Genomic DNA, 13,239 nt, shown 5'->3' on the forward strand with positions numbered 1-13,239 from the left:
GATCATGGCTCAATGCCTGGCATGGCATCGGGGGCAATGCCAACGATGGATCATAGCTCCATGGCTGGTATGGATCATGGTTCTATGGCTGGTATGAGTAATGCTACACCGCCAAGCAAGGTTAGGCATGCCAGTACAGAGTTTGGGCCCAGTGTTGATGCGAGGGTAGATACACCAAGACGCAATCTGAATGACCCTGGTGTAGGGCTACGTAATAATGGGAGAAGAGTGCTTACGTTAGCAGACCTGAAAACTAAAGGTGGGCCCATAGATCCAAGACCAGCAGAACGCGAAATTGAACTTCATTTGACTGGAAATATGGAACGCTATACATGGTCGTTTGATGGCGTTGAGTTCGGTAAATCAACACCAATTCATTTTAATTATGGAGAAAGAGTTAGAATTACTCTCCACAATGACACCATGATGACCCATCCCATGCATTTACATGGTATGTGGAGTGAACTTGAGAATGAAGATGGCTCCTTTTTGGCAAGAAAGCACACAATACCTGTGCAGCCAGCACAACGAATTAGTTTTCTTGTGACCGCTGATGCCATTGGCCGTTGGGCTTGGCACTGTCATATTATGTTCCATATGGATGCTGGAATGTTCCGTGAAGTAGTGGTTTCTTGAGGAAATAAATAATGCTAATTCAAAGTATAGTAAAAAATGGAATATGGTTGATCAGCCTTGGGTTATTTGCTTCTCTTTCTTTTTCTGAGGAGTCAAAAGATGCTGTTAGCGGCTATCACCCTGATTTAACCGCATCTGAGGATAGCGAACAAAGAAGCCCTGATGAATATTCTGATGGACTCACACTTAGTTCAGGCCCAAGCCTTTTTGAAGGCAGAGAGCAGCTTTCCTTAGCAGATGAACATACCTTTTCTTCTCTGTTAATTGACAGGCTTGAATATTCAAATGGACGAGAGGAAAATTATGCTTCCTACAAAGCCCTTGCTTGGGTAGGGAAAGACTATCAAAAAATATGGTTTAAATCTGAAGGTGAATATAAAAATTCATTACAGGATACAGAAAACCAAGTTCTTTATGGGTATGCTACATCTGCATACTGGGACATCCTTTTTGGAGCAAGATATGATACATATCAATCTAGAAGCGATAAAGGATGGCTTGCCCTTGGCCTACAAGGATTAGCGCCATATTGGTTTGAGGTTGACTCCTCTTTATTTGTAGATCAGCATGGTCTAATGCTTTTAAGCCTAGAGGCGGAATATGACCTCTTACTTACTCAGAAATTGATACTACAGCCCCAAGCTGCAATGAATATTTACAGTAAAGATAATGATGATATGTCTGTTGGGCGAGGTATCTCAGACATCAGCACTGGCTTGCGGTTACGTTATGAAATAAGTAGGCAGTTTGCTCCTTACATAGGCGTTGAATGGAAAACTCTCGCTGGCAATACATACGATCTAGCAAAAGATCATGGGGAGAGTACATCTGATACGAGATTTATTGCAGGTGCCAGATTCTGGTTCTGATTACATAAGGAAGGTAATGTATGAAATTCAAAATGATTACTGCTGCTGTGATAGTAATTTCTACGGGTGTGATGGCTTCTGAGCAAGGTCATGACATGAACTCAATGAAGAATGGCATGAACCATGACATGAGTTCAATGAAGGGGAATCCAGCTTCTATGGGGCATGACATGGGGAGTATGGCTGGTTCCCCTGGTGTTGCCAAAGATGTGTCTAGAACCATTGACGTATCTATGGATGACACCATGCGGTTTACACCGAAAACGATATCGGTCAAACAAGGTGAAACAATCCGATTCTTTATAAAGAATAATGGAAAACTACCACATGAGTTTGTTCTCGGAACAACCTCAGAACTCAAAGAGCATGCAGGAATGATGCAACAGATGCAAGGTATGCAGATGCAACACAATATGCCAAATATGATTTCTCTTGCACCAAACAAGAAAAGTGCTGTGTTATGGAAATTTGATAAGTCAGGTACAGTATCATTCGCCTGTCTTGTACCTGGTCATATGGAAGCTGGTATGATTGGAGAGGTTGTCGTTAAATAAGAGGCTATCTGAGCCTATATGAAAATCAAAGAGGGGCCTGTTCAGGCCCCTCTTTGATTTTCATAATTCAGTTCTAAACTTTACGGATAATGATAAAAATTAACATAATCAACTGCTTTTTATAAGAAGCAGGAAGAACATACATTGAAGTTAATAAATAGAGCTACTGTGAGAAAAAATGGCCCTGCTCCCTATTTTTCAGAAGGAGGTGACACGCTTTGGTGCCATGGTAACCATCAACACTAACCTGCTCTATCTTGCGCCGCAAGTGATTGAGCAAGGTCGGTACAACCGTCTCCAGGCGGGCCTCAGCTGATAGGTGGCCACATCAACAATTGAATGAAACCTGCGCCAAAACCGCTACTTCTCCTCGCTGTAGTTATACGCTTTCATTCGCATTCGCTATGGATTTAGAGTCGAATTGCATCAATCACCTGATACACCAGCGGTCGGCTACTCGTAGTTTATATCCTCCATATTAGCTTGTTTGTTAATAGAACTGTAGCCTGGTTACTGGAGTGGGGCAGCCAGTGAACAGCAAGTTGATGAAGCTATCCAGGGCTTGCAGGAGCAGCCTGAATATGGGCTTGAATATTAACGCAGAATACCAGCCATGATGGATGCCGCCTGAAGACGTGTTCATTCCTTCAGATGGTCAGGAAAACTATGTTGAGCCAACGCCAGGTTGTATTGTTTCCAGTTGCTGATCTTGTAAATGGACTTACCTATCTGGTGCTCTCGGAGGCTGCTCTACTGGATCAGATCGTCAAGGTCGCAGATAGTTCCTTAATTTGAGCAACAAGGCTGGAACAAGGCGGTACGAAAGGAAAGACTAAAGATGCTCTTGAGTATTAGGAAAGTGTACATGGTTTGGTCGGTATACTGTTGGCCGCGTCTTGGCTTAGGTGACACTTATATTCATGGCATCGACTCAGAAAGTGAGCTAGCCACGATAAATAATAAATTTGTTGTAGTACAACCTATTTATTATAGGATAGTCTGACTTGCCTCATAATGCTGACCTGAGAGATGGTTTGCTGATCAGGTCATGATTATTGTAATAATTCATCTTCTAATCGACTCTATTTTGGCAATAATGCTCTCTAATAATTATATCGTCGTCCTACGTTAAGTGGCTAAAAGCTATATAGCTGGGAATAGTAAATAAAATGAAATGTAGTCACCACTTAATTTATTCCAAGCCTTTCCTCCATTAACTTCGGTTATCGATTTAACAATCGATAGACCCAACCCGACACTATCGTTATTGCTAGATCTTGATAAATCTGCCCTATAAAATCGATCAAACATTCTCAAGGATTCATCGTAAGATATATCTTTGCATTTGTTCTTTATTTCAATGATAGAATTATTTCCTTCATCGTTTGATATTGAGATGCTAATGGCAGAGTTGCTCTCTGAGTATTTTATTGCGTTAGATATCAGATTGGATATCGAACGACGAAACATTATTTTGTCAGCAAATATAAGCCTATGAGTATTTGTAACGTTAAACGTAAGACTTTTTTCTTCTGCCAAGTACATAAAGAAATCCAAAATAGAAGAAAGTTCATTCTCTGAGTCTAAAAATTCTTTATTTGCAGAAATCAAACCTTTGTCTGACCTGGCAATCCACAGCATATCGCTAACCATCTTTGCCAAACGCTCAAGCTCTTCCAGAATTGAATATAGGAACTCTTTATATTCGGAGATGCTCCTGTCTTGATTTAACCCAACTTGAGCCTGCATGATTATATTGGTTAATGGGGTTCTTAGTTCATGCGCTACATCATCTGAAAAATCAGATAACTTAACGAAACTATTGTTTAGTTTAGATAGCATGGTATTGAATGAGTCAACCAACTCCCTTAACTCTCTCGGATATTGGTTGGGTTCTAATGTTGAGCTCAACTGTTCAGCCTGAATAGTCGACATATGTTTGCTTAATATATAAATAGGTTTGTGGCCTTGCCTTATACCCAAGTATGTAGACAATATTATGATCGCCCAAACACCAAAGACTATGATTAATAGCTGCATCCTAAAGTCAGACAAAAAATGAGAGTGAACACTTGAGTCTAAATAGAACACGACTGAATAGGAGTTATCATTTTTTTTAAAATTAATGTTTTTACTGAGATATTTATGTGGAGCGGAAGTGTCAGTTTCAGATACATGAATTAGTGTATTGCTGAACTTTCTCAAATTAAAGCTGTCTCGTTCACTCCTATATATATTTTTACCATCTTTTAATATCTCGATATAAAAATTAGAGTCAGGATTGATTGTATCCCAATTGATAATTCTTTGAACTGCATCTATGCGCTTTGAAAACTGCTCGATAATAATCGTTTTGTTATCTATCGTTTCATTATCAAGGTCTAAGAAATGATTTTTGATAGATGTCTCTACCAAAAATAACAAGGAAATCATACTGATCGTTATGGCGACAGAAACAAAAAGCATAGCACGTATAGTTATAGGCATGTTACTCTTCATCGCCAGCACCTTCTAATTTATATCCCATTCCTCGAATAGTATGAATTAATTTTATTTGATAATCATCATCAACCTTGGCTCTTAATCTTCTGATTGCAACATCTATTACATTTGTATCGCTGTCAAAATTCATATCCCATACCAAAGAGGCAATTAATGAGCGAGGTAATACTTCACCATGCCGCCGAGCTAATAACTCAAGTAATAGATATTCTTTAGGGGTGAGATGTAGTTTTTTACCCGACCGCTTAACTGTTCTTGATTTGATGTTTATAATCAAATCTGAAATTGATATAACCTCTTCAATATGATTGTCTTTGGATCGCCTAAGAAGGTTTTTTATTCTGGCTAGTAGTTCAGTGAATGCAAATGGTTTTGAAAGATAATCATCAGCTCCAGACTCTAGCCCCTTTACTCTATCTCCGACACCATCTTTTGCCGTCAGGAACATGACAGGTACTTGAATGTTTATATTTCTAATTTCCTCAAGAAGCTGCCATCCGTTAATCCCAGGTAACATAATATCTAGTATTATTAAGTCAAATTCATGGCTAAGTATATAAAAGCGACCATCAATTCCATTTGTGGCGAGAGTAACAATGTAGCCTGACTCAGTGAGTCCTTTCTTTAAATACTCACCTATCTTTGGCTCATCTTCAACAACTAAAATATTCATTATGTTCTCCAATATGCAGTATTAAGATAGTCAGTAGTCTATGCTACTACATACACTAAAAAATAAAAAAAATCCAGCTGCATCAAGAGTTTCAATGAAGGTTATATCGAAATTATAAAATCTAGAATGATTATTTTTAATGTTTAAAAAACGGCCAGCATAAGCTGGCCGTTTTTTACATGTGGAAGATCTTAACGGTTACTACCGCTTCCCATACCATGCGGGAGAGAGACGTTATGAATGGTTCCTTTATAGTCCACGATAACTTCTGTAATATTTTTATCAGAAGGAAGTGTTAACTGCTTGGTCTTACCAGGGAGAGCCTTCACAACGCCCAGTTTCGTGCCATCGGGGGTGGATACGTCCACGGAGTCAGTAGGCAATGCAGATATTTTCCATTCTACATAGACTACTCCATGCCCTGCTCTAAGATCGAAAGGCATTGGGGCATTAGCGAAAGCCGCTGAACTACTAATCAACATGGTGAGCGCAGCTAAGATGGTCTTGATTTTCATTCGATTACCTCATTTCGTTGTTATTGCACGGTTATCGCTAATCACTATATACAATCAACATTACATGCTGCTGTCAGCAAGATTACATTACCGTAAGGATATAGATCTTTAAGAGGGCAAGTATGTATGATTCACCCTATTGGGGTATGAGAGATGATTTTACACCACCTGGTTTTCCATATTTTGAATATATCTTAAGGGGCATGGCATGATGAAATTTATTGCAATGTTGTTAGTTTTTGTCGCAGGAGGCGGTAGTGTCTACCTGCTCACAAATTTTAAAGATGTACATACATTAAAGGAAAAACAACCTCTTTATTGGGTAAACCCGATGGATCCAGCTGATAAGAGACCTTCTCCAGCCAAGGACACAATGGGAATGGATTTCATTCCTGTTTATGAAGAGAAAGCTCAAGGTCAAGGGTCAGCTGGCACAGTTACAATATCACCGGAAATACAGCAGAATCTTGGTGTTCGTCTCGATCAAGTCAAACGAGCTCCTACTTATCAGGAAATTGATACTGTTGGATATGTTGGATATGATGAAGACCGTCTTGAAGCTATCAACTCACGTATGGCTGGCTGGGTACGAACCCTTGCAATTAAAAGTGAGGGGCAAAGGGTTACCAAAGGTAGTTTTATTTACGCATTATATGCCCCTGATTTAGTAAATGCGCAGCATGAATACTTGTTGGCCATGAATAGCAGTAACCCTTTGTTGATTCGAGCCGCAGAAGGGAAACTCAAGGCGCTACAAATTCCAAGTGATCAAATATCTATTTTAAAGCGAACTAGGAAAGTGCGTGAAACAATTAATTTCTATGCACCTAGTGATGGATATATTTCTGAGCTAAAAATTCGAGAGGGACAGTACGTAGAACCAGCTGAGGCGCTATTTAATATCAGCACATTACAACAAGTTTGGGTCAGTGCAGAAATTTTTGAGCGCCAAGCTACCGTATTGAAATTGGGAGATCCAGTTACCATGACTCTTGATTATGCGCCAAGCAGAACTTGGGTCGGTAAAGTTGATTATTTATATCCCACCCTAGACGCATCAACTAGAACGCTTAAGGTCAGGCTACGCTTTGATAATCCAGACGAGTTCCTTAAGCCGAATATGTTTGCTCAGATCAACATAAAAGCCGGTGGAACCGAGTCTAATCTTGTGGTGCCTAGTGAGGCTATTATTAGAACAGGAACGCAGAATCGAGTAGTGCTGTCATTAGGTGATGGGCGCTTCAAATCTGTTGAAGTCACTCTCGGTTCTCAGTTTAGGGAACATATCGTTGTTACATCTGGAGTTGAAGAAGGTGATGAGATAGTAAGGTCTGCTCAGTTTTTATTAGACTCTGAGTCAAGTATCAGTTCCGACTTCCAGCGCATGACTGCATTTCGTCCTGCTCAAGTCTGGGTCAATGCTGACATCGTTGATATTGGTCAGAATAGGCAGATCACAATTGCACACCAACAAGTACCAGAATGGCAATGGCCAGCAATGCGTATGAGCTTTGAACTTGATAAGAGTATTGCTCCTTCAAGTTTAAAGATGGGTCACTCCGTGAGTGTTTTGCTAAGGCAGGATGGGGAACGATACATTATAACTGGTATCAAGGAGCCGATTGCTAAAACAAATATTAAAAATTCAGATTCAAATAGTAGCAACGGGAAAGGTAAGGCTCCATCTGCTCCACAATTGGACCATTCCAAGCATGATATGGCCGAAATGGATGAGATAGGAGGTCAGAAATGATCACATCAATAATTCGATGGTCTATTGGCAATCGATTCCTTGTTCTTTTGTTAAGTGTGTTGCTCACTGCATGGGGAATATGGTCAGTCAAGCAAACTCCTGTTGATGCGCTGCCTGATTTGTCGGATGTTCAAGTTATTATCAAAACAAGTTATCCTGGGCAAGCACCACAAGTAGTTGAAGACCAAGTAACTTACCCATTAACCACCGCCATGCTTGCTGTTCCTGGTGCAACTACCGTCCGTGGTTATTCTTTCTTTGGTGATTCTTTCGTTTATGTTCTATTCGATGACAATACGGATTTGTATTGGGCGCGGGCGCGAGTTTTAGAATACTTGAGCCAAGTTGCTCCTAATTTACCATCTTCTGCGAGGCCCCAGCTTGGGCCTGATGCAACTGGTGTTGGTTGGGTCTATCAGTATGCACTGATCGATAGAACAGGTAAGCATGACTTAAGTGAATTAACCTCACTGCAAAACTGGTTTTTAAAGTATGAATTACAGACTGTAGAGGGGGTTTCTGAAGTCGCTACGGTTGGAGGAATGGTTCGTCAGTATCAGGTTCGTGTAGACCCCAATAAGCTGCGTGCATATGGTGTACCTTTGTCTTTAATTCAGACAGCAATAGAACAAGGTAACCAGGAAACAGGTGCTTCAGTTATCGAGATGGCCGAAGCTGAGTATATGGTTCGCTCCAATGGGTATTTGAAAAATGTCTCTGATCTAAAAAACATTCCATTAGGAACAAATGTACGTGGTGCTCCACTATTGCTAGGTGATGTAGCGGATGTGGTAACTGGCCCTCAAGTACGTCGAGGCATCGCAGAGCTCAATGGTGAAGGTGAAGTCGTTGGGGGCATTATCGTCATGCGTTATGGCGAAAATGCACAACACACTATTGATGGAGTTAAGACTCGTCTTGATGAATTAAAAAGTAGTCTACCAGATGGGGTTGAGATAATAACTGTATATGACCGCTCAGATCTAATCCAAAGAGCAATCGACAACCTTTCAGGGAAGTTACTGGAAGAGTTTATTGTTGTTGTATTAGTTTGTTTAGCATTTTTATTCCACCTACGGTCATCGTTAGTAGTGATTATCACCCTACCAATCGCAATTCTAGTTGCATTTATAATAATGAATATACAGGGTGTCAACGCCAACATAATGTCTTTGGGAGGGATAGCCATCGCAATTGGAGCAATGGTTGATGGTGCAATTGTAATGATTGAAAATGTCCATAAGCATATGGAACAGACACCCCTAACTAATGAAAACAGATGGAAGGTAATTGGAGAGGCCAGTGCAGAAGTCGGCCCTGCTATATTTTTCTCTCTATTAATTATTACCATGAGCTTTTTACCAGTATTTGCTCTTGAAGCACAAGAAGGGCGGATGTTTGCTCCGCTCGCATATACTAAGACTTATGCTATGGCCGCAGCTGCTGCACTTGCAATAACGTTAGTCCCTGTTGTAATGGGGTACTTTATTCGTGGTAAGGTACTTGCTGAACAAGCGAACCCAATTAATAGATGGCTAAGTCAGGGTTATATACCTTTGCTGAAATGCGTCTTAGCATGGCCGAAGGTGACTCTTACTTTAGCATTTATCGTGACCGTTGTTGGTTTCTTGCCTTTAAAATATTTAGGGTCTGAGTTTATTCCTCCACTTGATGAGGGGGATCTGATGTATATGCCGACAACGGCAACAAATATCTCGGTAGGGAAAACGCGAGAGATATTACAACAAACAGATAAGCTGATTAGAACTGTCCCTGAGGTAAAGAATGTATTCGGTAAGGCTGGCCGTGCGGATAGTGCAACAGATCCAGCTGATCTTGTTATGATGGAAACCACTATTCAGCTGAAGCCTCAATCAGAGTGGCGTCCTGGGATGACACCAGAGAAATTACGGGAAGAGCTAGACTCATTAATTCAATTTCCTGGTTTGACAAATGCGTGGGTCCCCCCAATCAAGACTCGAACAGATATGCTCGCAACAGGAATTAAAACACCTGTTGGGATCAAGATTGCTGGTCCAGATCTTAAAGTGATACAAAAAATAGGACAGCAACTTGAGAAAATTGTTGGCAGTGTAGAGGGGGCATCATCCGTGTATGCTGAGCGTGTCGCCGGTGGTCGTTATGTCAAAGTTGATATCGATAGACTGAAGGCTGCCCGATATGGACTCAATATTGCGGATGTTCAAGCAGTACTAGCAACGGCTGTGGGCGGCATGGATGTTGGACAGACGATAGAGGGGCGAGAGCGATATCCAATCAATATACGCTATCCACAAAGCTATCGCGACTCAGTCGCTAGTCTAGAGTTGCTTCCTTTGATCACTCCCAAAGGTGAACGAATTGCTCTAGCTGATGTTGCTCGAATTTATATTAGCGATGAAGCCCCAATGTTGCGAAGTGAAAATGCTAGGTTAAATGGTTGGGTATATGTTGATATTAGTAATAGAGATATTGGATCATTTGTCGCGGATGCAAAAAAAATGGTCGGAGAACAATTAGTTCTTCCTGCTGGGTACTCTATTACTTGGTCTGGTCAATACGAATATATGGAACGAGCTAAAGCTCGCCTTACCTATGTAGTCCCATTAACCGTTGCCATCATAGTTCTATTGCTTTACTTGGCGTTTCGGCGTGTTCAAGAAGTGCTTCTTATTCTTACGACCTTGCCTCTTGCTGTAGTTGGTGGCATTTGGTACGTGTGGCTAGCTGGATTTAATATGTCAGTGGCCGTTGGAGTTGGATTCATAGCACTTGCAGGTGTCGCTGTAGAAACAGGTGTATTGATGTTGATCTATCTCAACCATGCTTGGGATGATCTCGTTAAGAACGATAAACTTGATAATGCAGGATTACATGGTGCCGTTATCCATGGAGCTGCAATGCGACTACGTCCTAAAATGATGACAGTGGTAACGATAATTGCTGGCCTATTACCTATCATGTGGAGTCATGGGACTGGCTCTGAGGTTATGCAACGAATAGCCGCGCCAATGATTGGTGGGATGGTAAGCGCACTCGTTTTAACTCTCTTAGTTCTACCTGCGGCATTTTACTTATGGCGTAGACGTACTCTGAAGAGCATCACTAATACTACAGGTGTTGATATGCCTGAATAACGGTTGGTGCACAGGCGGATGCATTATATGAATATGCATCCGCTACTTTCGTTTTCTTTATTTACAATCTGTTGGTATCTATCATGATGAACAAAATGTTTTTACCTATACTCGCTCTTCTTAGTAGTTACACGCATGCGGAGGGCTTGCTAGATATTTATAACTTGGCGAAGCAAAAGGATCCGCAACTTCTTGAGTCAAAGGCAATGCGTGACCAATCATTCGAAAAAATCAATGAAGAGCAAGCATCATTTCTACCAAAGATAAATCTTGGTCTTAGTGCTAACTATGTTGACGATAATCTGGATATGCAAACTGGGAGCGCAACGAATAGTGCAATCAATCTAGAGCAATCTCTCTACAACAGTGCTAATTGGATTAATCTTGATTTAGCTGCGAAGAATGCGACACTATCAGATGTTTCTTATGTTCTTGAGCATCAAAACTTAGTGCTTCGTACAATACAGACATATTTTAATGTTCTCCAGGCTGAAGATTCGCTGATTTATTCTCAGGCAACGAAAAAGGCAATTCAGAGGCAGCTTGCTCAAACCCAGCAGCGTTTTGAGGTAGGTTTGGCCGCGATTACTGATGTACATGAGGCAGAGGCCGCCTTCGATCAGTCTTTTGCCGATGAGATCTATGCAGAGAACACGCTTGAAAATAGCTATGAGGCTCTACGTGAGTTAACTGGTCTTGAGCATAGAAAGCTTAATAAGCTTGATACAGAGCGTTTCAGTCCTCAAAAAACTTTATGGAAAATTGATAAGTGGACTGATGCAGCAATTGAAAAAAATTTGGCATTACATCAGGCTCGGATTAAAAAAGAACTTGCGAAGATGCAGATCGATTTATCTAAGTCAGGACATAAGCCATTAGTTGATCTTACTATGGGGTTATCTTCAACTTATAATAACTACAAAGATAATACAGTTAATACGGACGGTTATTCCAATCAAGGCGACATTGGTATTAAATTTTCATTGCCACTATATACAGGTGGTGCAACAGCATCACAAGTCAAACAATCTTCTTTTGACTATGTTGCTGCCAGTGAGCAGCTGGAGAAAAGTTATCGCTCGGTCATGAGTGCAGTTAAGTCTTCATATAACAATGTTAATGCAAGCATAGGATCCGTTCGAGCATACCAACAAGCTGTAGTTTCTGCTGAAAGTGCTTTAAAAGCGACCGAGGCAGGATATGAGGTTGGCACTAGGACTATCATTGATGTATTGGATGCTAATAGAAAATTGTATGATGCAAAGACAAAGTTAGCTATTTCTAGATATAGTTACATAGTCAACGTTGCCACATTGAAATTAAATTCAGGGTCTTTAGGTAAAAAAGAAATAATTGATATTGATAATGGTTTAGTTAATTTAAGGTAGTTGTGTGTAATCTATTTTTCAATAGGCATCAGTTTTGCACTGATGCCTTTTATTTAACCTGGAAATTCATTTCTCTTATTTATTTTTTTCGGAAGGTTTTTAGCACTTGTTACTATTAGTGTATAGCTATAAACTCATTCAGAAAATATAGCGACCTATAGGGCTGTAGTTTTTAATGTGGATTTAAGTTTTATAAAGGGAAGGTGCGAATAAGTCATACGGCACGAGAGCATTTACTGGTAACCCATTGATATTAAATGACTAAAATTTTCATTTTTTGTTCGTGGGATACTTGTTCGCACTTTCCCTAGCATAAACGGAAATGTATCGGTTCAAACAGTTGCTGTCAGGCACAACCTGCCCGCGTATCGACAACGGCCAGGTAGGGCGATGGAGTATGTGCGCGAGATAAACAAACTGAGCATCTTTAGACTTCCTGTCAGGAAGTACCGAGTGTAGCAGTCACTTGGGGCTGAGGAAGTCGTAGCTTGATAGCTGATTTAGGAAACAACGCATCTTTCATCCCCTTATATTGCCACTTTGTCATTTTGATATGGTGTTAATATTTTTTGGTAAAGGTTATTTTGTCATCTTGCGTGTATATAAAGTCGATTTGTAAACCTTGCTCTATTATTCAAGTTAATGATCTAAATCAGTATTTTTTAGTATGATATAAGGGATAGCTGCTTTTAGCGTCTAAGAGCATGGATATAAGGGGGGTGAAAGACTGGTTTATCTTCGCTGCATAGCAGCGGAATGTCGGAAAAAATTTTTTTGCTCTCATAATTAGTAAATGGACAGTTTTTCGAATTTTTCAAGTGGTACAAATGAAAAAAAGTTAAAAATTCATTGTTTTGCTGTTTTTTTAAACGATTGTTGGTGGTTTTTCGCTATCAAGGTGTTTCAATTTATTGTTATTGGCACACCCCATATTCAATCCGTCCCACCAGATCGACAACAGCCAGAACCCCCATTTGTGTCGTCAATACCTCAGCTGGAGCTATGCCACCTAAGCCCCAGGCTGGGCGGCTTAACCATGAAATCGCTCTGGTGGTGTCGTGCTCATGGAGGGAGAGCACCGCATCTAGGGCCTGTACAACGCCGTATACCCTGGTGCCCTGCGAGATTGATAGGGGAGCCTCAATCCTCAGCTTGCGAGCAACAGTGCTCCGGCTAATGCCTGCTAGGCGGCATATCCAACCTATGTCTGCA

10 protein-coding genes and 1 pseudogene are annotated in these 13,239 nt (G+C 40.7%); 6 read left to right on the forward strand and 5 right to left on the reverse strand.

Annotated features, from left to right (window positions below; translation table 11 throughout):
• The 3 genes from AACR77_RS09715 to AACR77_RS09725 form a co-directional block, all read left to right on the forward strand.
• The coding region (locus tag AACR77_RS09715) for a multicopper oxidase domain-containing protein (protein WP_156133339.1) at positions 1–636 on the forward strand (636 nt) is incomplete at its 5' end.
• Between the two features lie 11 nt (positions 637–647).
• A complete protein-coding gene (locus AACR77_RS09720) occupies positions 648–1,505 on the forward strand; it encodes a copper resistance protein B (protein WP_005303868.1) in 858 nt (285 codons plus the stop codon).
• Between the two features lie 20 nt (positions 1,506–1,525).
• Positions 1,526–2,059, forward strand: coding sequence for a cupredoxin family protein (locus AACR77_RS09725; RefSeq protein WP_042878198.1), 534 nt, complete (start codon positions 1,526–1,528; stop codon positions 2,057–2,059).
• 190 nt (positions 2,060–2,249) lie between these two features.
• Here AACR77_RS09725 and AACR77_RS23135 read toward each other — a convergent pair.
• The 4 genes and pseudogenes from AACR77_RS23135 to AACR77_RS09740 form a co-directional block, all read right to left on the reverse strand.
• Positions 2,250–2,419 (reverse strand): annotated as a pseudogene (locus AACR77_RS23135) (IS5/IS1182 family transposase); the annotation flags it as partial.
• A gap of 783 nt (positions 2,420–3,202) precedes the next feature.
• Complete coding sequence (locus AACR77_RS09730; RefSeq protein ID WP_042878200.1) at positions 3,203–4,558, reverse strand: heavy metal sensor histidine kinase; 1,356 nt, start codon at positions 4,556–4,558, stop codon at positions 3,203–3,205.
• The gene (locus AACR77_RS09735) at positions 4,548–5,234 is read right to left on the reverse strand and encodes a heavy metal response regulator transcription factor (RefSeq protein ID WP_021140716.1); all 687 of its coding nucleotides are present in this window, start codon (positions 5,232–5,234) and stop codon (positions 4,548–4,550) included. The genes AACR77_RS09730 and AACR77_RS09735 overlap by 11 nt, the downstream gene beginning before the upstream one ends.
• Positions 5,235–5,425: 191 nt before the next feature.
• Entirely contained in the window at positions 5,426–5,749 is a 324-nt protein-coding gene (locus AACR77_RS09740; protein ID WP_021140715.1) for a hypothetical protein, read from the reverse strand.
• Between the two features lie 208 nt (positions 5,750–5,957).
• Here AACR77_RS09740 and AACR77_RS09745 point away from each other — a divergent pair, with 208 nt between their 5' ends.
• The 3 genes from AACR77_RS09745 to tolC all read left to right on the forward strand — a co-directional run bounded on the left by AACR77_RS09745 (position 5,958) and on the right by tolC (position 12,027).
• Positions 5,958–7,502 carry an efflux RND transporter periplasmic adaptor subunit gene (locus tag AACR77_RS09745; protein ID WP_081999296.1) on the forward strand — a complete coding sequence of 515 codons (1,545 nt, stop codon included), beginning with the start codon at positions 5,958–5,960 and terminating at the stop codon, positions 7,500–7,502.
• Positions 7,499–10,639, forward strand: coding sequence for an efflux RND transporter permease subunit (locus tag AACR77_RS09750; RefSeq protein WP_034524316.1), 3,141 nt, complete (start codon positions 7,499–7,501; stop codon positions 10,637–10,639). Before AACR77_RS09745 ends, AACR77_RS09750 begins: the two co-directional genes overlap by 4 nt.
• 86 nt (positions 10,640–10,725) lie before the next feature.
• Positions 10,726–12,027: an outer membrane channel protein TolC gene (gene tolC / locus AACR77_RS09755; RefSeq protein ID WP_034524321.1), complete on the forward strand. Its 1,302-nt coding sequence runs from the start codon at positions 10,726–10,728 to the stop codon at positions 12,025–12,027.
• A gap of 914 nt (positions 12,028–12,941) precedes the next feature.
• Here the strand turns inward: tolC and AACR77_RS09760 are convergent.
• Entirely contained in the window at positions 12,942–13,232 is a 291-nt protein-coding gene (locus tag AACR77_RS09760) for an antitoxin Xre/MbcA/ParS toxin-binding domain-containing protein (RefSeq protein WP_331371202.1), read from the reverse strand.
• Between the last annotated feature and the right edge of the window lie 7 nt (positions 13,233–13,239).

The sequence above is a fragment of the Aeromonas sp. ZOR0002 genome (assembly GCF_963866995.1).
Taxonomy (GTDB): domain Bacteria; phylum Pseudomonadota; class Gammaproteobacteria; order Enterobacterales; family Aeromonadaceae; genus Aeromonas; species Aeromonas caviae.

Bases quoted from the DNA above. Each gene is read 5' to 3' on its own strand.
- AACR77_RS09735 (WP_021140716.1), bottom strand. From the start codon at position 5,234: ATGAATATTTTAGTTGTTGAAGATGAGCCAAAGATAGGTGAGTATTTA.
- AACR77_RS09745 (WP_081999296.1), top strand. From the start codon at position 5,958: ATGATGAAATTTATTGCAATGTTGTTAGTTTTTGTCGCAGGAGGCGGT.
- AACR77_RS09720 (WP_005303868.1), top strand. From the start codon at position 648: ATGCTAATTCAAAGTATAGTAAAAAATGGAATATGGTTGATCAGCCTT.
- AACR77_RS09725 (WP_042878198.1), top strand. From the start codon at position 1,526: ATGAAATTCAAAATGATTACTGCTGCTGTGATAGTAATTTCTACGGGT.
- AACR77_RS09730 (WP_042878200.1), bottom strand. From the start codon at position 4,558: ATGAAGAGTAACATGCCTATAACTATACGTGCTATGCTTTTTGTTTCT.
- AACR77_RS09740 (WP_021140715.1), bottom strand. From the start codon at position 5,749: ATGAAAATCAAGACCATCTTAGCTGCGCTCACCATGTTGATTAGTAGT.
- tolC (WP_034524321.1), top strand. From the start codon at position 10,726: ATGAACAAAATGTTTTTACCTATACTCGCTCTTCTTAGTAGTTACACG.
- AACR77_RS09750 (WP_034524316.1), top strand. From the start codon at position 7,499: ATGATCACATCAATAATTCGATGGTCTATTGGCAATCGATTCCTTGTT.